The organism is Faecalibacterium langellae (assembly GCF_002549775.1).
Taxonomy (GTDB): domain Bacteria; phylum Bacillota; class Clostridia; order Oscillospirales; family Ruminococcaceae; genus Faecalibacterium; species Faecalibacterium langellae.
On the sequence record NZ_NMTR01000021.1, the window covers coordinates 134,327 to 154,102 of the forward strand.

Annotated in this window: 16 protein-coding genes; 13 read left to right on the top strand and 3 right to left on the bottom strand. The window is 60.8% G+C overall.

Going from position 1 to position 19,776, the window contains the following annotated elements:
• The first annotated feature begins 164 nt into the window (after positions 1–164).
• The 3 genes from CGS49_RS09220 to CGS49_RS09230 all read left to right on the top strand — a co-directional run bounded on the left by CGS49_RS09220 (position 165) and on the right by CGS49_RS09230 (position 2,402).
• Entirely contained in the window at positions 165–1,199 is a 1,035-nt protein-coding gene (locus tag CGS49_RS09220) for an SPFH domain-containing protein (protein ID WP_097801552.1), read from the top strand.
• Complete coding sequence (locus CGS49_RS09225; RefSeq protein ID WP_097778339.1) at positions 1,199–1,399, top strand: type II toxin-antitoxin system antitoxin; 201 nt, start codon at positions 1,199–1,201, stop codon at positions 1,397–1,399. Before CGS49_RS09220 ends, CGS49_RS09225 begins: the two co-directional genes overlap by 1 nt.
• A gap of 154 nt (positions 1,400–1,553) precedes the next feature.
• On the top strand, positions 1,554–2,402 hold the full coding sequence (locus tag CGS49_RS09230) for a response regulator (RefSeq protein WP_097801553.1): 849 nt from the start codon (positions 1,554–1,556) through the stop codon (positions 2,400–2,402).
• A gap of 213 nt (positions 2,403–2,615) precedes the next feature.
• On the opposite strand, the gene CGS49_RS09235 is transcribed toward CGS49_RS09230, so the two are convergent.
• Both CGS49_RS09235 and CGS49_RS09240 read right to left on the bottom strand, forming a co-directional pair.
• Positions 2,616–3,701, bottom strand: a complete 1,086-nt coding sequence (locus CGS49_RS09235) for an FAD:protein FMN transferase (RefSeq protein ID WP_097801554.1) — start codon at positions 3,699–3,701, stop codon at positions 2,616–2,618.
• Positions 3,698–4,120 (bottom strand): DUF3783 domain-containing protein, encoded by a 423-nt coding sequence (locus tag CGS49_RS09240; protein WP_097801555.1) that lies wholly within the window; start codon positions 4,118–4,120, stop codon positions 3,698–3,700. The genes CGS49_RS09235 and CGS49_RS09240 overlap by 4 nt, the downstream gene beginning before the upstream one ends.
• 266 nt (positions 4,121–4,386) lie before the next feature.
• Between CGS49_RS09240 and CGS49_RS09245 the strand changes: the two genes are divergently transcribed.
• Positions 4,387–6,366: an S-layer homology domain-containing protein gene (locus CGS49_RS09245; RefSeq protein ID WP_143405844.1), complete on the top strand. Its 1,980-nt coding sequence runs from the start codon at positions 4,387–4,389 to the stop codon at positions 6,364–6,366.
• Between the two features lie 125 nt (positions 6,367–6,491).
• Here CGS49_RS09245 and aroF read toward each other — a convergent pair whose 3' ends face one another.
• Entirely contained in the window at positions 6,492–7,505 is a 1,014-nt protein-coding gene (gene aroF / locus CGS49_RS09250) for a 3-deoxy-7-phosphoheptulonate synthase (protein ID WP_097801557.1), read from the bottom strand.
• Positions 7,506–7,856: 351 nt separating this feature from the next.
• Between aroF and ybaK the strand changes: the two genes are divergently transcribed.
• From ybaK to CGS49_RS09295, 9 genes are all read left to right on the top strand, one after another.
• Entirely contained in the window at positions 7,857–8,339 is a 483-nt protein-coding gene (gene ybaK / locus CGS49_RS09255) for a Cys-tRNA(Pro) deacylase (protein ID WP_097801558.1), read from the top strand.
• A 451-nt stretch (positions 8,340–8,790) separates the two neighbouring features.
• Positions 8,791–9,291: a 5-(carboxyamino)imidazole ribonucleotide mutase gene (gene purE / locus CGS49_RS09260; protein WP_097801559.1), complete on the top strand. Its 501-nt coding sequence runs from the start codon at positions 8,791–8,793 to the stop codon at positions 9,289–9,291.
• An 11-nt stretch (positions 9,292–9,302) separates the two neighbouring features.
• Complete coding sequence (gene purF, locus CGS49_RS09265) at positions 9,303–10,781, top strand: amidophosphoribosyltransferase (RefSeq protein ID WP_097801560.1); 1,479 nt, start codon at positions 9,303–9,305, stop codon at positions 10,779–10,781.
• A gap of 4 nt (positions 10,782–10,785) precedes the next feature.
• Positions 10,786–11,832, top strand: coding sequence for a phosphoribosylformylglycinamidine cyclo-ligase (purM, locus tag CGS49_RS09270; RefSeq protein WP_097801561.1), 1,047 nt, complete (start codon positions 10,786–10,788; stop codon positions 11,830–11,832).
• Entirely contained in the window at positions 11,826–12,422 is a 597-nt protein-coding gene (gene purN / locus CGS49_RS09275; RefSeq protein ID WP_097801562.1) for a phosphoribosylglycinamide formyltransferase, read from the top strand. The genes purM and purN overlap by 7 nt, the downstream gene beginning before the upstream one ends.
• Positions 12,423–12,610: 188 nt before the next feature.
• On the top strand, positions 12,611–13,411 hold the full coding sequence (locus CGS49_RS09280) for an IMP cyclohydrolase (RefSeq protein ID WP_097801563.1): 801 nt from the start codon (positions 12,611–12,613) through the stop codon (positions 13,409–13,411).
• A 25-nt stretch (positions 13,412–13,436) separates the two neighbouring features.
• Positions 13,437–14,618: a phosphoribosylaminoimidazolecarboxamide formyltransferase gene (locus CGS49_RS09285; RefSeq protein WP_097801564.1), complete on the top strand. Its 1,182-nt coding sequence runs from the start codon at positions 13,437–13,439 to the stop codon at positions 14,616–14,618.
• Positions 14,619–14,632: 14 nt separating this feature from the next.
• Positions 14,633–15,937: a phosphoribosylamine--glycine ligase gene (gene purD / locus CGS49_RS09290; RefSeq protein WP_097801565.1), complete on the top strand. Its 1,305-nt coding sequence runs from the start codon at positions 14,633–14,635 to the stop codon at positions 15,935–15,937.
• Between the two features lie 66 nt (positions 15,938–16,003).
• Positions 16,004–19,696: a phosphoribosylformylglycinamidine synthase gene (locus tag CGS49_RS09295; RefSeq protein ID WP_097801566.1), complete on the top strand. Its 3,693-nt coding sequence runs from the start codon at positions 16,004–16,006 to the stop codon at positions 19,694–19,696.
• The last annotated feature ends 80 nt before the right edge of the window (positions 19,697–19,776 follow it).

Below are 19,776 nucleotides of genomic sequence, written 5' to 3' on the forward strand. Positions count from 1 at the left end.
CGATGCAGTCTGTATGGATCGCCAAAGGCTCCCCCTTCGGGGGAGCTGGCATCGAACGAAGTGAGATGACTGAGAGGGTTCCCCCTTGACAATCTTCCTGCAAAGTGATATGATTTTGATATCACAAAGAAACACTTCCGCACCCTGAGAAGGAGGGACTTGTTATGGAAGAAAAGATTCTGCAGACCCGCAAGAACGGCATGGCTGTGCTGCTGCTCACGCTGCTGGGCTATGCGGCCGCCGTGGCACTGTTCGTGTACAGCATCGTGCTGCTGGACGACAGCCTGTTTCCGGGCGTCCTGCTGCTGATTTTGGCCATCGCCTACTGCATTGCAGGCATTTTCCTGTTCTGCGGCCTGCGGGTGCTCAAGCCCCAGGAAGCGCTGGTGCTCACCCTGTTCGGCGATTACATCGGCACCCTGAAGGGCGAGGGCTTTTACTGGGTGAACCCCTTCTGCACCGCAGTCAACCCTGCTGCGGGCACCAAGCTGAGCCAGAGCGGCGATGTGAACAGCGGCGAGGGCGGCATGGCCGCCCTGCTCAAGGCCGGCAACGGCAGCAGTATCCAGACGACGGAGCTGACCAGCAAGAAAATTTCCCTCAAGATGATGACCCTGAACAACTCCCGCCAGAAGATCAACGACTGCCTGGGCAACCCGGTGGAGATCGGCATCGCGGTCATCTGGCGGGTCACCGACACCGCCAAGGCCGTGTTCAACGTGGACAACTATAAAGAGTACCTCTCCCTGCAGTGCGACAGCGCCCTGCGCAATGTGGTGCGCGTCTACCCCTATGATGTGGCCCCCAATGTGGACACCACCGGCGACGGCGTGGCCGACGAGGGCAGCCTGCGCGGCTCCTCCGAGGTGGTGGCCGCCCGCATCCGGGATGAGATCCAGAAGAACGTGGAGCAGGCCGGTATCGAGGTAGTAGAAGCTCGCATCACCTACCTGGCCTATGCGCCCGAGATCGCAGCCGTGATGCTGCAGCGCCAGCAGGCCAGCGCCATCATCGACGCCCGCAAGATGATCGTGGACGGTGCCGTGGGCATGGTGGAAATGGCTCTGGACCGCCTGAACGAGAACAAGGTGGTGGAGCTGGACGACGAGCGCAAGGCGGCGATGGTCTCCAACCTGCTGGTGGTGCTGTGCGGCAACCGTGATGCCCAGCCCGTTGTGAACAGCGGCAGCCTGTACTGATGGCAGAACCCAAAAAGCAGGTGCCCCTGCGCCTGAACGCGAAGCTCTACGATGCCCTTGCCGCCTGGGCAGAGGATGACTTCCGCTCGGTGAACGGGCAGATCGAATATCTGCTCACCGAGTGCGTGCGCCAGCGCAAGAAGAACGGCAAATACGTCTCCGACCAGCTCGATGTGCCGCCGGAGCTGGACATCAAATAAACGGGAAACACACCCCGGCAGCTTGGACACCCTCTGAGCTGCCGGGGCTTTTTGCTGCAGGGTGCTTGCCAATTACCGACCTGCATGGTAAACTGACAAAGAGTAAACGGGTGGATCTGCCCGGGCAGCGGGCTGTGATGCGGAGGGGATCGAGATGAAGATACTTGTTGTGGAGGATGGGCAGCAGGCCGCCGGCTCTCTGGCACGCACCTTGTGCCGCGCCGCACCCGGCAGCGAATACCTCTGCGCCCCGACCGCCGCCGACGCCCTGCGCCTGGCGCGCCGTGGCCCGCTGGACGCGGCCTTCCTGGACCTGGAAATGCCGGGCATGGGGGGCCTTGCCGTGGCACGCACGCTGCAAAAACTGCAGCCCCGCTGCAACCTGATCGTGGCCACCGCGCACCCGGAGTATGCGCTGGAAGCACTGCAGATGTTCGTGAGCGGCTTTCTGCTCAAACCGGCCGGCGAGGCCGATGTGCGCGCCGTGCTGGCAAATCTGCGCTACCCGCCCGCCGAAGCCCCCGCAGGCATCAAAATTCAGTGCTTCGGCAACTTTGAGATCTTTGTGGGCGGCCGCCCGCTGGCCTTCAAGCGCAGCAAGAGCAAGGAGCTGCTGGCCTATCTGGTGGACCGCAACGGTGCTGCCTGCACCAACGGCGAGATGCTGGCCGTTTTGTGGGAGGACCGGCCCGACACCGCCTCGCTGCACAGCCACCTGCGCAACCTGATCTTTGATCTCAACCACACGCTGGAGGGCGCGGGCGTCACCGGCCTGCTGGTGCGCGGCCGCAGCATGCTGGCCATCGACACCGGCAAGGTGGACTGCGATTACTACAACTACCTGCGGGGCGACCGCTCGTCCGCCAACACCTACCGGGGCGAGTATATGACCCAGTATTCCTGGGCCGAGGTCACCCGCTCGGCCCTGCGCCAGCAGGCGGCGGGCGCGGCAAACCAGCCCGCAGGCCAGCCCGGCGAAAGCGTCCCGCCGACGAGGCTGTGAGGGACCTCTACGCCCACTACGCCCTCTCAGTCACCTTCGGTGACAGCTCCCCCAAAGGGGGAGCCAAGACCGTGGAGGGAGCGTTTCTTGCCTCTCCCTTTGGGAGAGGTGGCTGCGACCAACGGGAGCAGACGGAGAGGGCGCAGAGCACGTGCACACGAAAAAAAGCATCTGCAGCGAACACTGCAGATGCTTTTCTTTTTGCCTTTTTGCTTACTTTTTCAAATATTCATCCCACCCGGAGGAAGTGACCACCTGCTGGTCGCTGGTGCACCAGAGGGCCTCCACGCCGTCCAGGCTTTCCACGATCTTCTGGCCTTCCTCCAGCGGCATACAGAACAGGCCGGTGGTCAGGCAGTCGGCAAGGCCGGAATCGCTGCACAGCACCGTGACGCTGTTGAAGTAAGCGGCCGGGAACAGGGTGTCCGGGTCGATGAGGTGGTGGTAGCGCTTGCCGTCCACCACATAATACCGCTGGTAGTCGCCGCTGGTCACCAGCGCCATATCGCTGATGTTGATGGGGCTGGTGAGCATGGTGTCGGAGGTGTAGTAGTCCGAAGCGTTCCAGGGGTCCTCCACGCCGCCGGTCCACTGGGTGCCGTCGGGCTTGGTGCCAATGGCGCGGATGTTGCCGCCCACGCTCACCAGCGCGCTGGTCAGGCCCCGGGCTTCGGCGGCCTGGCAGGCCATCTCGGTGGCGTAGCCCTTGCCCACGCTGCCCACGTCCAGCGACATTTCCGGGTCGGCCAGGTAGACCGTCTTGGCGTCTTCGTCAATGACAAGGTCGTTGATGTCGCAGTGCTGGGCGGCGGCTTCCAGCTCCTCGGTGGTGGGCAGCTTGTTGTCGGCCTCGTTCTCGTTGGCCTCGGCGGCCTCGCGGTAAGTGTGCCAGATGCGCAGCACGCTGCCCATGGCGATGTTCAACTTGCCGTTCGTGGTCTGGTACATCCGGTCGGCCAGCTCCAGCATGGACAGGATGCGGTCGTCCACCTCCACGGGGGCCTTGCCCGCGTTGTCGTTGATGGTCTTCACGTTGGTGACGCCGTCGTAGTCGTTGTAGATGTCGTAGAGCTGGTTGTAGGCAACCAGGTCGGCGTGCAGAGCGTCCATCTGGGCGTTGAATTCGTCCTCGCTGTCGCAGTAGGCAATGACGGTGGTGATGGTGTCGAACACGTCGTAGAAGACGGCGGTGTAGCGCTCCTGGGTGGGCTTTTTGGCGCTGCAGCCCGCCAGCAGGCTCAGGCACAGCGCCCCGGCCAGCACGGCGGCCAGCAGGCGTTTGGCACAGGTCAGTTTCATAAGGGCTTGCTCTCCTTTGCGGCGGTAAAGGCGGCGTGCTCCTCCTGCAGGTGGGCCAGCAGGTCGCCGAAGACCCAGCTGCGGTTCGCAGGCGTCACCACGGCCTTGAGGGGGATGTTCACCTGGGCCTGCTTCATCAGGTCCAGCAGGGTGTCCACGTCCTTGTCCTTGAAGTTGGCCAGCACCAGCGCCGGGGGGTAAGCGCCCGGCTCCAGCACCAGGGTGCGGGCGGTTTTGGTCTCCACTTCGCCCAGCAGCTGGGCCACGGTCCTGCCTGCATCGGCAGGGGAGACGAGCAGCAGCTTCATGCCAAAAGCAGGAGCCATGCCCTCCAGCTTGCCGCGGTCGGCGGGGGAAAGGTTCCAGCCCAGCGCCAGCGGCACACCGGCGTTCTGGTTGCGTGCGATATGTGCTTTCATCGGTAAAAAACTCCTTTCAGAGTGGGTGCAAATACACGAAATACACTATAGTATACCACAAACGCGGGAAAAAGAAAATGCGGCAAGGGGGCATTTTGCGCGTTGTGTTGCAAACTGCTAAAAAAACGGAAAAAACTTTTACAGAAAAACGTGCGATTTACCATTGAAAAACCTATAGGGGGGGGGGGTAAAATGAAGATGGGACGTCGTTTTTTCGAGAGGGGACGGCCCGAAGAAGAAAGCAAAAAATTAAAGGAGCGAGGACTATGCGTAAAAAGAGTATGCGGTTCATCAGTGCAGCGCTTGCGGCGTGCATGATGGCATCCACCCTGCCGGTGGGCGCGTTCGCGCTGGAGGGGGACACCGCACCGGAAAGCGGCGTGAGCACGCAGGCAGAGGAGACGGTTGCAGAGACGGTCACGACGATTCCTACGGAGACAAAGGTTTATACTATTGCAGAAGGCGGTAATTACGAACTTCTGGGAGGAAATTACGGCCGAATCGAAATCAATATGACCGACACGACGAAGCCTGTGAATATTACAATCAAAGGAAATGTAGCCGAAACTCTGGACGACCCCTTATTTAATGTGACAAATGCAGGTGTTGTGAACATCGTCAATGAAGGCTATGATGTTGACTGTTCCGGAAAGCATGTCATGTATGAAAGAGACGCGGGGGCACAGGTAACGATAACAGGAGGCCAATATAAGTCAACAAGCCTCAATATAATCATGGTGCACGCAGGAACACTTACTGTAAATGATGCAAAGATGGAGTCGGACTGCTACTCCATTTACGTTGGTAGTTCTGGTGTTGCAACCGTGAACGGAGGCGAATATACATACAGCTCCACGGCAAATGACCGATCCGCTTTTTATGGTGAAGCGGGTGGAACCATAACGCTGAACAATGTTACAGCAAACTCGACAGGAACGGTGCTCAAACTTGCGAACAGCACTGCAATCGTCAACGGCGGTAATTTTAAAAGCACTGGCAGTAAAAGCTGCTTTGTTCTCAGTGCTTCCAGCCTGACAATCAATGAAGGTACTACAACGAAAGGTGAATTTGAATCTGAGAGTGCCAGCTGCATCAATAACCGGGGCTTTGTAGAAATCAACGGCGGCACCTTCACTTCGGGTGCGGAAAGCACTATTTACAATCGCGGCGGTCTGCGCATGACCAGCGGCACGGTCGCCAACACGAAAGCAGACGGCGTTGTCATTGATGCTTCCGGCAATTACGGCGATATCAAGCTCATCGGCGGCACGATCAAAGGCATCAAAGACGGCATCTATGTGCGCGACCTCGGCAGCTCCGAAGTGACCCTGCAGCAGGTGACCTTTGAGGGCAGCCAAAACGATATCCACCTGGGCAAGGGCCAGCAGATCAACATCAAGAAGACCTTCACCGGCAAGGCAAAGATTTTGGTGGACGATGCCAAAGCAGGCCGCCGGATCACCCAGGAAAACGACGACACCCGCTACCAGAAGGACCTGAACCTTGTGAGCAACAACGAGGGTTATATCGTCGGCTATAAGCGCGAGGACGGCGTGGAATACCGCTACCTCGCCGATGCGAACGGCAATGCTGTCTCCACCCAGGACGCAAAGGCGACGGCAAACCTCGGTGCCGGTGCCCAGCAGCTGGACACCACCGACGTTGTGCCCGAAAACACCACGGTGACCGTGACGGCGGATATCCCGACAGGGGCAGAGTTCCTGGAATGGAGCGTTGTGCGTGCCGACGGCGAAGCACTGGACTGGACCCCGGCTGAGGACGACCCCCAGACCATCACCTTTAAAATGCCCGGCTGCAATGTGACCGTTGCCGCCCTGTACCAGAACAACACGCCGGACCCCGTCAACCCCGGCGGCGGCGACGACCCTGTGACCGAGTTCTTTGAGGCAGCCGCCGTGACCGGCGTTGCCGCCTGGGGCCTTTACGAGACCGCCACCGGCATTTACCGCGTGCTGAACATGCGGGGCATCCCCATGCCTTCCAACCGCGCCGGTCTGGCCACCCTCATCTGGGAAAAGGCCGGTCAGCCCGAACCCCAGACCCTGAAGACCTACAGCGACGTGGACGAAAGCGACATTTACCTGCGCAAGGCCGCCAGCTGGATGGAAGAACAGGGCCTGATGGAAGCACGGGACGACGGCAGCTTCAAACCCTATGGCTATGTGACCAAGCTGCGCACCTGCTTTGTGTGGGACATGGCGCGGGACCGCGGCCTTGTGGGCTGACGGCACAGCACAGCGCATCATCTCACGGCCCTCTCGGTGAAATGGATCAACGCTGAAACCCAAAAAAACGACCGCCTGCGGCATCGCGCTGCAGGCGGTCTTTTGCGTGTGGAACTGTGGAAAACTCAGTTCAGCTTCTTGCCGAAGAACTCCACCTCTTTGCCGATGAACTGCATCAGCTCGTCGAACTGGTCGGGCGTCAGGCTCTGGGCACCGTCGCACTTGGCCTTGGCGGGGTTGTTGTGCACCTCGATCATCAAACCGTCGGCACCGGCGGCCACGGCGGCCTTGGCCAGCTCCGGCACCATCCATGCGTGGCCGCAGGCGTGGCTGGGGTCCACCACCACGGGCAGGTGGGTCATCTTGTGCAGCATCACCACACCGGCAAGGTCCAGCGTGTTGCGCATGCTGGTCTCGAAGGTGCGGATGCCGCGCTCGCAGAGGATGACGTTCTCGTTGCCCTCGGCCATGATGTACTCGGCGCTCATGACGAATTCTTCCAGGGTGTTTGCCAGGCCGCGCTTGAGCAGCACCGGCTTTTTCTGGCGGCCCACGGCCTTGAGCAGCTCAAAGTTCTGCATGTTGCGGGCACCCACCTGAATGAGGTCCACATTCTCGAACAGGGGCAGGTGCTCGGTGTTCATGATCTCGGTGACGATGGGGGCACCGGTGGCGCGGCGGGCCAGCTTGAGCAGGTCCAGTCCCTCGCTGCGCATGCCCTGGAAAGAGTAGGGAGAAGTGCGGGGCTTGAACGCGCCGCCGCGCAGCAGGGAAGCACCGGCCGCCTTCACACGCTGGGCGCAGTAGGTGATCTGGTCCTCGCTCTCGATGCTGCAGGGGCCCGCGATGACGGCAAAGTTGCCGCCGCCGATCTTCACGCCGTCCACGTCGATGACGCTGTCGTCCGGGTGGAACTTGCGGTTGGCCTTCTTATAAGGTTCGGACACGCGGCGGCAGGCCTCCACCACCGGGTTTGCCAGCACCCAGCTCTCGGCCACGGCCTTGGTGTCGCCGATCAGGCCCAGAATGTGGCTCTCGCTGCCCTTGGAGTCGTTGATCTGCAGGCCCATATCCTGCAGTTCGTGGCAGAACTCGCGTACCTGTACCTCGGGGGCGTCCTGTTTCAGTACGATGATCATAGTGTTTTGTCTCCTTTGCCTTTTCAAAAAATCCAAACGGCGAGGGAGACCGGCTCCTTTGCCGCAGCTTGTTTCGTCAAACTTCAGTTTCCTGAAGCGGTGAGGCTATCATATCACTTCAGGAGACTGAAGTCAAGAGGAAATTTTGAATTTTTGTGGAGAAAGTGGTAGAATAGACAAAAGGTGCTGCGCCCTCTCAGTCTCGCGTTGCTCGACAGTTCTCCCAAAGGGAGAGCCAAGGACGTGAAGGCGAAGCTCTTGCCTCCCCCTTTGGGGGAGGTGGCACGGCGTAAGCCGTGACGGAGAGGGCGGGGGAGCCGTTAAACCGATAGAAGGGAATTCAGAGATATTATGGGAAAAGAAGCAAAAACCAACGCCATGCGCATTCTGGAACGCGAAAAGGTGCCCTACACCGCCCATGAGTACGCCCACGAGGAGGGCGTGGCCGTGGCCGGTGTGGACGTGGCGGGCAGCATGGGCGAAGACCCGGCCTGCGTGTACAAAACGCTGGTGACCCAGGGCAGCAGCAAGAACTACTTTGTGTTCGTCATCCCGGTGGCGGCGGAGCTGGACCTGAAAGCTGCCGCCCGCAGCGTGGGCGAAAAGAGCGTGGCCATGATCCATGTGGCCGATATCAACAAGGTGACGGGCTATGTGCGCGGCGGCTGCAGCCCCGTGGGCATGAAAAAGCAGTACAAGACCGTGTTCGACGAGAGCGTTCTCGCGCAGGAGAAGGTCTATGTCTCCGGCGGGCGCATCGGTACCCAGGTGTGCTGTGCCCCGGCCGACCTCATCCGCGCCGCCCGGGCGACCACGGCAAAGATTATCTTTTAAAAAGTCCGTCTATTCCGCAAAAGTTCACACGAATGGTTTTACATAAAATATACTCAAACCATAAGTCATACTTAAAAAGAAAAACGGTGTCGAAACTGCACAAAACTTTCGAAAGTTTTTTGGCGGCATGAGAACACAAGGGAGAATTTGCCCGAACACCCTTTGCAAAGCGGTCCTTTTGCCGTAAACTGTATGTAGCACGGGGACGGTGGGGCGCAAAATGCCCCGCTGCACCCCCCTGAAAAATGCCAGCACAACGAACTGCGGAGGAGAACTTCTATGAAGAAGATGCTGCCGGGTCTCATGGGTCAAAGCGCTATCCATGCATGTCAGGGGCATCGTGCAGCTCTGTGCGGAGCATCGGGAAAAATCATGCAGAAATAAAGGCCGTGGTGCAGGTGTACCACAGCCTTTTTTGTTTGTCGGGTTTGAGAAAGAGAGGTCTGGAGATATGATTCGTAAAGTGGCAGTGATCATGGGTTCCGATAGCGACTGGCCCGTGGTGAAGGGTGCATGCGCCCAGCTCAAGGCGCTGGACATCCCCTTTGAGGCGCACATCCTGTCGGCCCACCGCACCCCTGCCGAGGCAGCGGAGTTTGCCAAGAGCGCCCGCGCCAACGGCTTCGGCGTCATTCTGTGCGCGGCGGGCATGGCAGCCCATCTGGCCGGTGCCTTTGCCGCCAACACCACCCTGCCGGTGATCGGCATCCCCATGAAGGGCGGTGCCATGGACGGCCTGGACGCCCTGCTTGCCACGGTCCAGATGCCCAGCGGCATCCCGGTGGCGACCGTGGCGCTGAACGGCGCGAAGAACGCCGCCTGGCTGGCGGCGGAAATTCTGGCCCTCAGCGATGACACCCTTGCCGAAAAGCTGGCCGCCGAGCGCACCGCCATGGCTGCACAGATCGCCGCCAAGGAAGAAAAGCTGCAGGCCGAGATCGCTGAACTGTAAAAGGAGAACCAATGTCTGATTTTGCATATCCGCTGCACGAAGAATGCGGCGTTTTCGGCATTTATGACCGCGCCGGTACCGAGGACGTGGCCGCTGCCGCCTACTCGGCGTTGTATGCGCTGCAGCACCGCGGCCAGGAGAGCTGCGGCATCGCCGTCAACGATGATGGCGTGATCAACGGCCACCGCGACCTCGGCCTTGTGAACGAGGTGTTCACCCCGGCGGTGCTGGCAAGTCTGGCAAACCCCAATGCGCACATGGCGACCGGCCATGTGCGCTATGCCACTGCTGGCAGCCGCGTGCGGGCCAATGCACAGCCCATGATCGTCCGCCATGGCCGCGGCACCATGGCCCTGTGCCACAACGGCAACCTGACCAACGCCATCGAGCTGCGCCGTCAGCTGGAAAACGAGGGGGCCATCTTCCACGGCTCCTCTGATACCGAGGTCATCTGCTACCTCATCACCCGCAACCGCCTGCGCATGGGCAGCATCGAGACCGCCATCAGCAAGACGATGGATGTGCTGGAAGGTGCCTACAGTCTGGTGATCATGTCGGCCACCAAGCTCATTGCAGTGCGTGACCCCCGCGGCTACCGGCCCCTGTGCATTGGCACCCTGCCCGGCGGCGGCTATGTGTTTGCCAGCGAGAGCTGTGCACTGGACGCTGCCGGTGCTACCCTGCTGCGGGACGTGGAGCCCGGCGAGATCGTGGTGGCAGACGCAAAAACCGGCGAGCTGCGCAGCATCAAAGACCATTGCGGACGCCCGGACACCCAGATGTGCGTGTTCGAGTTCATCTACTTCTCCCGACCGGACAGCATCATTGAGGGCTGCTCGGTGCACGAAGCACGCAAGCAGGCGGGCCGGTTCCTTGCACAGGAGCACCCCGTGGAAGCAGATGTGGTCATTGGCGTGCCGGATTCCGGTCTGGATGCAGCCCTCGGCTACTCGCAGGAGAGCGGCATTCCCTACGGCATCGGCTTTATCAAAAATAAGTACATCGGCCGCACCTTCATTCAGGGCAGCCAGAAGCAGCGCGAGAACAGCGTGCGCATCAAGCTGAACGTTGTTTCCAGCACGGTCAAGGGCAAGCGTGTGGTGCTGGTGGATGACTCCATCGTGCGCGGCACCACCTCTGCCCGCATCATCAAGCTGCTGCGGGACGCCGGTGCCGCCGAGGTGCACTTCATGGTGTCCGCCCCGCCGTTCAAGTACCCCTGCTACTTCGGCACCGATATCCCGGACCAGAAGCTTCTGGTTGCCACCGGCCGCACCGTAGACCAGATCAACGAGATCATCGGGGCCGACACGCTGGGCTACCTGTCCACCGAACATGTGGTGCAGCTGGCCAAGGACGCAAAATGCGGATTCTGCACTGCCTGCTTCACCGGCGAATATGCCGTGAAGCCGGACGAGGTGCTTTCCACCGATATCCACGAACGCCACCTGAACGACCGCCCCAAAGACGAGAAAAAGTTAGGAGAGTAAGACCATGGAAAAGAGCTATTCTGAAAGCTATGCAGCAGCCGGTGTGGATATCACCGCCGGTTATCGTTCCGTTGAACTGATGAAGCAGTATGTGGCCCGCACCATGAACGAGCACTGCATTGGTGGTCTGGGCGGCTTTGGCGGTCTGTTTGAACTGGACTGCACCGGCTACAAGCACCCGGTGCTGATCTCCGGCACCGACGGCGTGGGCACCAAGCTGAAGATCGCCATGATCATGGATAAGCACGACACCATCGGCATCGACTGTGTGGCCATGTGCGTCAACGATGTCATCTGCGCCGGTGCAAAGCCGCTGGTGTTCCTGGATTACATCGCCTGCGGCCGCAATATCCCGGAGAAGATCGCCGAGATCGTCAAGGGCGTGGCCGAGGGTTGCGTGCAGGCAGATTGCTCTCTGGTGGGCGGCGAGACCGCCGAGCACCCGGGCATGATGCCGGAGGACGAGTACGATCTGGCCGGTTTCACCGTGGGCGTTGTGGACAAAGAGAAGATTTTGAACAACGACACCATGAAGCCCGGCGATGTGATCATCGCTCTGCCTTCCACCGGTGTGCACTCCAACGGCTTCTCGCTGGTGCGCAAGATCTTTGATATTGACTCGAACCCCGACGTGTTGCACACGGCTCCCGCAGAGCTGGGCGGCAAGACGCTGGGCGAGGCTCTGCTGGCCCCCACCAAAATCTACGTCAAGCCCGTGCTGAAGGTGCTGGAAGAAGTGGACGTGAAGGGCATCTCCCACATCACCGGCGGCGGTTTCTACGAGAACATCCCCCGCAGCCTGAAGAAGGGCTGCTGCGCCCGCATCAAGAAGGAAGATGTCCGTACCCCGGCCCTGTTCCACCTGATGCAGAAGACCGGCAACATCTCCGAGCATGATATGTTCAATACCTTCAATATGGGCGTTGGCATGGTGCTCACCGTGCCCGCCGAGCAGGCAGACAAGGCGCTGGACATCCTGCACGCAAATGGGGAACCCGAAGCTTACCGTCTGGGCGTCATCGCAGAAGGTGAGGGTGTGGAGCTGTGCTGAACATTGCAGTGTTAGTTTCCGGCGGCGGCACCAATCTGCAGGCTCTGCTGGACAGCGAAGCCCGGGGCGAGAACCCCAACGGTAAAATTACGCTGGTAGTGGCGTCCAAGCCCGGCGTTTACGCGCTGGAGCGTGCCGCCAAGGCGGGTGTGGAAAGCTGTGTGGTGCGCCGCAAGGATTACGCCAGCAGTGAGGATTTCGACGCTGCCCTGCTGAAAACGTTGAAAGAACACAACATTGATCTGGTGGTGCTGGCGGGCTTTCTGTCCGTACTGGGCCCCAGCGTCATTGAAGCCTATCCCCGCCGCATCCTCAACGTGCACCCGGCGCTCATCCCGTCCTTCTGCGGCCCCGGCATGTACGGCCTGCGCCCCCACGAAGCCGCACTGGCCCGCGGCTGCAAGGTGACCGGCGCCACCGTCCACTTTGTCAATGAGGAGTGCGACGGCGGGCCCATCCTGCTGCAGAAGGCCGTGGACATCCTGCCCGGCGACACCCCGGAGGTGCTGCAGAAGCGCGTGATGGAACAGGCCGAGTGGAAGCTGCTGCCGAAGGCTGTGGCTATGGTGTGCAGCGGAGAGATCCAATAAAAGACAGAGAGACGTTGTTCTTGCCTCTCCCTTTGGGAGAGGTGTCACGGCGTGAGCCGTGACGGAGAGGGCGAAGACGCTGCCTGAGAGAAACGGGCTCGCCCTCTCAGGCGTTGACGCGCCAGCTCCCCCAAAGGGGGAGCCAAGAGTTGCTCTTTTATATATGGATAATCAAAGGAGAACAACAAATGGAAAAAATCAACCTGAACGAATATCTTGCTTCCAACGAGTACCCGGGCCGCGGCATCGCGGTGGCAAAGGCCCCGGATGGCCGGCAGATGTTCATCGGCTACTTTATCATGGGCCGCAGCGAGAACAGCCGCAACCGTGTGTTTGACCCCGTGCCCGAGCGCGGCGGCATCTGCACCATCGCAGCCGACCCGGCAAAGCTCGAGGACCCCAGCCTGATCATCTACAACCCCGTGCTCACGCTGGGCAAGACCCACATCGTGACCAACGGCGACCAGACCGATACCATCTACGACGGTATGAGCCGCGGCAAGAGCTTTGCCGACAGCCTGCGTACCCGCACCTTTGAGCCGGACGGCCCCAACTACACCCCCCGCATTTCGGCCGTGGTGTACGAGGACGGCAGCTACCAGATGAGCATCCTCAAGTCTGCTGACGGCAACGGCGACAGCGTGCAGCGCTATTTCTTTGATTACCCCCAGCCGGTTGCCGGTGAGGGCCATTTCATCAGCACCTACAAGCACAACGGCAGCCCCATCCCCAGCTTTGAGGGCGAGCCGCTGCGCTTTGCCTGCCCCCGCACCATCGGCGATTTTGCGACCGATATGTGGAGCAGCCTGAACATGGACAACAAGGTCAGCCTGTTCGCCCGTGTCATCGACCTGGATACCGGCGAGAGCGGCGACATGATCTTCAACAAATACGACGCCGTGTGCAGCGATCTGGACGACCCCGAGGAGCCGGAGCTGCTGCCTGAGGAGCTGGAACTGCTGAACAAGCTGGACGCCGAAGAAAACTGAGAGAACATCAAAGGAGGATGCACCAATGAATGAACTTGCACTGAAATACGGCTGCAACCCCAACCAGAAGCCCAGCCGCATTTACATGGAAGATGGCTCGGACCTGCCCGTTACCGTGCTGAACGGCAAGCCCGGCTACATCAATTTTCTGGATGCGCTCAACTCCATCCAGCTGGTCAAGGAACTCAAAACGGCCTGCGGCCTGCCCGCAGCGGCTTCCTTCAAGCATGTTTCCCCGGCGGGCGCAGCACTGGGTCTGCCCCTGACCGAGGTGGAGCGCAAAATGTACCACATCGCCCCGGAGGTTGAATTGTCCCCGCTGGCCTGCGCCTACGCCCGTGCCCGCGGTGCGGACCGCATGTCCTCCTTCGGCGACTGGATCGCCCTGTCTGACATCTGCGATGTGCCCACCGCAAAGCTCATCCAGCACGAGGTGTCCGACGGCATCATTGCCCCGGGCTACGAGCCGGAAGCACTGGCGATTTTGTCCGGCAAGAAGAAAGGCAACTACAACGTGGTCGCCATCGATCCCAATTATAAGCCCGCACCCATCGAGCACAAGCAGGTGTACGGCATCACCTTTGAGCAGGGCCGCAACGAGCTGGAGATCAACGCCGACACCATGCTGACCAACTGGGTCACCGAGAACAAGGACGTGACCGACGAGCAGAAGCGTGATCTGGTCATTGCCCTCATCACCCTGAAATACACCCAGTCCAACAGCGTGTGCTACACTTACCACGGCCAGACCATCGGCGTGGGCGCAGGCCAGCAGAGCCGCATCCACTGCACCCGTCTGGCGGGTCAGAAGGCCGACAACTGGCAGCTGCGCCACATGGACAAGGTGCTGAACCTGCCCTTCCGCGACGACGTGGCAAAGCCCAACCGCGACAACGCCATTGACGTTTATATTGGAGATACCCCGGAAGATGTTATCGGCGACGACGTGTGGGCCGAGACCTTCACCGAGCAGCCTGCGCCGCTGACTGCAGAGGAAAAGAAGGAATACCTGAGCAAGGTCACCGGCGTGTGCCTGGGCTCGGATGCGTTCTTCCCCTTTGGCGACAACATCGAGCGTGCCCGCCGCTCCGGCGTGACCGCCATTGTGCAGCCCGGCGGCTCCATCCGTGACCAGCAGGTCATTGATACCTGCAACAAGTACGGCATCGCCATGGCCTTCTGCGGCCTGCGGCTGTTCCATCACTAAGAGAAGGTGTAAAAATGAGCAAAAAAATTCTGGTGGTTGGCGGCGGCGGCCGCGAACATGCCATCATCAAGGCCCTGAAAAAGAGCCCCGACTGCGGCGAAGTCTGGTGCGCACCCGGCAACGGCGGCATCAGCTACGACGCCAAATGCAAGAACATCAAATCCACCGATGTGGAGGCCATGGTGGCCTTTGCGAAAGAGGAAGCCTTTGACTATGTGGTGGTGGCGCAGGACGACCCGCTGGCCCTCGGCATGGTGGACGCACTGGCAGCTGTCGGTATCCCGGCCTTTGGCCCGGACAAGGCCGCAGCCCGCATCGAGGCTTCCAAGGTGTTCTCCAAAGACCTGATGAAGAAATACGGCATCCCCACCGCCAGGTACGAGACCTTTGACGACCCCGCCAAGGTCATGGCGTACATCAAGGCGGAGGGCAAATACCCGGTGGTCATCAAGGCGGACGGCCTGGCCCTGGGCAAAGGTGTGCTGATCTGCGAGAACGAGCAGCAGGCCGCCGACGGCGTGAAGGAGATCATGCTGGACAAAAAGTTCGGCGCTTCCGGCAACCATGTTGTGGTGGAAGAATTCCTCACCGGCCCGGAGGTCAGCGTGCTGAGCTTCACCGACGGCAAGGTGGTCAAGCCCATGGTATCCAGTATGGATCATAAGCGTGCCAACGACCACGACACCGGCCTGAACACCGGCGGCATGGGCACCATTGCCCCGAACCCCTACTACACGCCGGAAGTGGCCGCTGAGTGCATGGAGAAGATCTTCCTGCCCACCATCAAGGCCATGAATGCCGAGGGCTGCCCCTTCAAGGGCTGTTTGTACTTCGGTCTGATGCTCACCCCGGACGGTCCGAAGGTCATTGAGTACAACTGCCGCTTCGGCGACCCTGAAACGCAGGTGGTACTGCCCCTGCTGGAAGGCGACCTTTTGCACATCATGGAAGCCTGCACGAACGGCACGCTGGAAAGCGAGGACGTCAAGTTCTCGGACGGTGCCGCGGCCTGCGTCATTCTGGCTTCCGGCGGCTACCCGGTGGCTTACGAGAAAGGCAAGCCCATTACCGGCCTTGTGGACGGCCAGCTGCCCGGCGAGGAAAATGTGACGGTCTACCACTCCGGCACGGCCATCACCGCCGACGGCACGCTTGTCACCGCAGGCGGCCGTGTGCTGGGCGTGACCGCCACCGGCCCGCGCCTGACCAACGCCCTGAGCCACGCTTACGAAGCGGCGGAGAAGATCAGCTTTGAAAAGCTGCACAAGCGCAGTGACATCGGCCTGCGGGCGCTGAAGGCACTGGCAGAGGGTAAATAAAAAGTGTTTTTCGCCGCCAACGGCGGCGAAAAACACATCAACTTATCATAAGGGGGATACTTACCCATGGTCTATCGTATTTATGTGGAAAAAAAGCCCGGCTTCGATGTGGAAGCCGCCGGCCTGAAAAATGAGCTCACCAGCCTGCTGGGCATCAAAGAACTGTCCGGCCTGCGTCTGCTGAACCGCTACGACATGGAGGGCATCGACGAAGAACTGTTCAACCAGTGTGCAAACACCGTGTTCAGCGAACCGCCGGTGGATAACACCTATGCCCAGCTGCCCGAGCACGAGGGCGCGGCTTTTGCCGTGGAGTACCTGCCCGGCCAGTTCGACCAGCGTGCCGACTCTGCCGCCGAGTGCATCCAGCTCATCAGCCAGGGTGAACGCCCGCTGGTGCGCTCCGCCCGCGTCTACCTGCTGGAAGGCACCCTGACCGATGAACAGGTGGCCGAGATCAAGAAGTACGTCATCAACCCGGTGGAGGCCCGCGAGGCTTCTCTGGACGAGAAGGCTACCCTGAAAATGGAGTACCCCGTGCCCGCCCCGGTCAAGGTGCTGGAGGGCTTCAACCAGCTGAGCGAGGAGGAACTGAAAAAGTTCATCGCCGACAACGGCCTTGCCATGGACCTGGGCGACATTGAGTTCTGCCAGACCTATTTCCGCTCGGAAAAGCGCGACCCCACCATCACCGAGATCAAGATGATCGACACCTACTGGTCCGATCACTGCCGCCACACCACCTTCGGCACCATTCTGGACGATGTGCAGATCGACGATGCCGTGGTGCAGGCTGCCTTTGACCGCTACATGGCCATGCGTGCCGACCTGGGCCGCGAGAACAAGCCCCGCTGCATGATGGACCTTGCCACCATCGGTGCCAAGGAGCTGAAAAAGCAGGGCATTCTGAAGAACCTCGACGAGTCCGACGAGATCAACGCCTGCACCGTCAAGATCAAGTGCGACGTGAACGGCAAGGATGAGGACTGGCTGTTCCTGTTCAAGAACGAGACCCACAACCATCCCACCGAGATTGAGCCGTTCGGCGGCGCGGCCACCTGCATCGGCGGTGCCATCCGCGACCCGCTGTCCGGCCGCAGCTACGTGTATCAGGCCATGCGCGTCACCGGTGCAGGCGACCCGCTCAAGCCCGTCAGCGAGACCTTGCCCGGCAAGCTGCCCCAGCGCAAGCTGGTGACCACCGCTGCCGCCGGTTATTCCTCCTACGGCAACCAGATCGGCCTTGCCACCGGTCAGGTGGACGAAATTTATCATCCCGGCTATGTGGCAAAGCGCATGGAGATCGGCGCTGTCGTGGGCGCTACCCCTGCTTCCCATGTGCGCCGCGAGTGCCCGGCCCCGGGTGATGTCATCGTGCTGCTGGGCGGCCGCACCGGCCGTGACGGCGTTGGCGGTGCGACCGGTTCCTCCAAGGCCCACAAGCTGGACAGTCTGGAGCACTGCGGCGCTGAGGTGCAGAAGGGCAATGCGCCCATCGAGCGCAAGCTGCAGCGCCTGTTCCGCCGCGAGGACGCCTGCCGCATGATCAAGCGCTGCAACGACTTCGGCGCAGGCGGCGTGTCCGTGGCCATCGGTGAGCTGGCCGACGGCCTGTACATCGACCTGAACAAGGTCACCAAGAAGTACGAAGGTCTGGACGGCACGGAGCTGGCCATCAGCGAGAGCCAGGAGCGCATGGCCGTGGCCCTTGCCCCCGAGGATGTGGACAAGTTCATTGCCCTGGCCAACGAAGAAAACCTTGAGGCTACCCCCGTGGCAAAGGTGACTGCCGAGAAGCGCCTGAACATGGTGTGGAACGGCATGTCCATCGTGAACATCAGCCGCGAGTTCCTCAACTCCAACGGTGCCGAGAAGCACCAGAAGGTGCATGTGGAAAAGGCCACGGTCTGGCAGCCCCAGTGGGAAGGCCTGACCTTCAGCCAGAAGATGAAGAACATGGTGGGCGACCTGAACATCTGCAGCAAGAAGGGCCTTTCCGAGCGGTTCGACTCCACCATCGGTGCCGCCACCGTGCTCATGCCCTTCGGCGGTGCATACCAGCTGACCCCGCAGAACGCCATGGTGGCAAAGCTGCCCGTGGACGGCGAAACGAATACCTGCTCCGGCATGGCCTGGGGCTTTAACCCCTACCTGATGAGCGCCGACCAGTATCGCGGTGCACAGATGGCCGTCATCGAGAGCGTCACCAAGCTGGTGGCTTCCGGCTTCCGCTATGAGGACGCCTACCTGACCTTCCAGGAATACTTCGAGCGTCTGGGCACCGCCCCGGAGCGCTGGGGCAAGCCGCTGGCCGCTCTGCTGGGCGCACTGGATGCCCAGATGGGCCTTGGCATCGCCTCCATCGGCGGCAAGGACAGCATGTCCGGCTCTTTTGAAAAGCTGGATGTGCCCCCGACGCTGGTGTCTTTTGCAACCGCCATCGGCAAGGCCAACAAGGTGGTCTCCACCGAGTTCAAGAAGCCGGAGAGCACCGTCGTGCTGGTGCGTCCCATCATTGACCCCGAGACCGGCTGCCCGAACTTCTTCTCCCTGAAAGCAAACTATAAGATCGTGGAGGACATGATCGAAGCCGGCATGGTGGCTTCCGCTTCCTCCGTGGGCTACGGCGGCATTGCCGAGGCCCTGTTCAAGATGGGCCTTGGCAACCACATCGGCTTCAAGATGCGTGCCGACCTTGCCACCCACGATATGTTCAAGCCCATGTACGGCTCCATCGTGCTGGAGATGGTCTCCGATGCCCCTGCCGGTGAAATTCTGGGCGAGACCACCAAGGAGTACGTCTTTGAGTCCTGCGGCGAAACGCTGGATATGGCCGAGCTGCAGGAAATTTGGGAGCGCAAGCTGGAGCCGGTGTACCCCTACCGCAAGGCTGGCTCCACCGTGGAAAAGATCAACGGCAAGCTGACCGCGCCCGCCGCACCCAAGATCGGCGTGGCAAAGCCCAAGGTCATTATCCCGGTGTTCCCGGGCACCAACTGCGAGTACGACACCGCCAAGGCCTTTGCCCGCGCCGGTGCCGACCCTGAGATTCTGGTCATCCGCAACCTGACCCCTGCCGATGTTACCGAGAGCTGCAAGGCCCTCGTCAAGGCCATTGATGCAAGCCAGATCGTCATGCTGCCCGGCGGTTTCTCCGGCGGCGACGAGCCGGACGGCAGTGCAAAGTTCATTGCCTCCTTCTTCCGCAACCCGGAAGTCACCGAGGCAGTGCGCCGCCTGCTGCAGCAGCGCGACGGCCTGATGCTGGGCATCTGCAACGGCTTCCAGGCACTCATCAAGCTGGGTCTGGTGCCCTACGGCGATATCCGCCCCATCACGGCCTATGACCCCACCCTGACCTTCAACACCATCGGCCGCCACCAGAGCATGCTGGTGCGCACCCGCATCGCTTCCACCGGCAGCCCGTGGCTGTCCAAGTGCGCTGTGGGCGACCAGTTCACCGTGGCCATCAGCCACGGCGAGGGCCGCTTCGTGGCCCCGCAGGAAGTGCTGGACACCCTCGTGAAGAACGGCCAGGTCGCCACCCAGTATGTGGACCTGGCAGGCGAGCCCACTATGGACCAGAGCTATAACCCCAACGGCTCTGTGCTGGCCATCGAGGGCATCACCAGCCCGGACGGCCGCGTCTTTGGCAAGATGGGCCACTCGGAGCGCAGCGGTGAGTACCTGTACAAGAACGTCACCGGCGACAAGTATCAGCCGATCTTTGAGGGCGGCGTGGACTATTTCAAGATTTGATGGTAAAATAAAGATAGCGTAACGCCAACAGGACGTTCGACTTGCCTCTCCCTTTGGGAGAGGTGCCGAACGAATGTGAG

Bases quoted from the DNA above. Each gene is read 5' to 3' on its own strand.
- CGS49_RS09220 (WP_097801552.1), top strand. From the start codon at position 165: ATGGAAGAAAAGATTCTGCAGACCCGCAAGAACGGCATGGCTGTGCTG.
- CGS49_RS09225 (WP_097778339.1), top strand. From the start codon at position 1,199: ATGGCAGAACCCAAAAAGCAGGTGCCCCTGCGCCTGAACGCGAAGCTC.
- CGS49_RS09230 (WP_097801553.1), top strand. From the start codon at position 1,554: ATGAAGATACTTGTTGTGGAGGATGGGCAGCAGGCCGCCGGCTCTCTG.
- CGS49_RS09235 (WP_097801554.1), bottom strand. From the start codon at position 3,701: ATGAAACTGACCTGTGCCAAACGCCTGCTGGCCGCCGTGCTGGCCGGG.
- CGS49_RS09240 (WP_097801555.1), bottom strand. From the start codon at position 4,120: ATGAAAGCACATATCGCACGCAACCAGAACGCCGGTGTGCCGCTGGCG.
- CGS49_RS09245 (WP_143405844.1), top strand. From the start codon at position 4,387: ATGCGTAAAAAGAGTATGCGGTTCATCAGTGCAGCGCTTGCGGCGTGC.
- aroF (WP_097801557.1), bottom strand. From the start codon at position 7,505: ATGATCATCGTACTGAAACAGGACGCCCCCGAGGTACAGGTACGCGAG.
- ybaK (WP_097801558.1), top strand. From the start codon at position 7,857: ATGGGAAAAGAAGCAAAAACCAACGCCATGCGCATTCTGGAACGCGAA.
- purE (WP_097801559.1), top strand. From the start codon at position 8,791: ATGATTCGTAAAGTGGCAGTGATCATGGGTTCCGATAGCGACTGGCCC.
- purF (WP_097801560.1), top strand. From the start codon at position 9,303: ATGTCTGATTTTGCATATCCGCTGCACGAAGAATGCGGCGTTTTCGGC.
- purM (WP_097801561.1), top strand. From the start codon at position 10,786: ATGGAAAAGAGCTATTCTGAAAGCTATGCAGCAGCCGGTGTGGATATC.
- CGS49_RS09280 (WP_097801563.1), top strand. From the start codon at position 12,611: ATGGAAAAAATCAACCTGAACGAATATCTTGCTTCCAACGAGTACCCG.
- CGS49_RS09285 (WP_097801564.1), top strand. From the start codon at position 13,437: ATGAATGAACTTGCACTGAAATACGGCTGCAACCCCAACCAGAAGCCC.
- purD (WP_097801565.1), top strand. From the start codon at position 14,633: ATGAGCAAAAAAATTCTGGTGGTTGGCGGCGGCGGCCGCGAACATGCC.
- CGS49_RS09295 (WP_097801566.1), top strand. From the start codon at position 16,004: ATGGTCTATCGTATTTATGTGGAAAAAAAGCCCGGCTTCGATGTGGAA.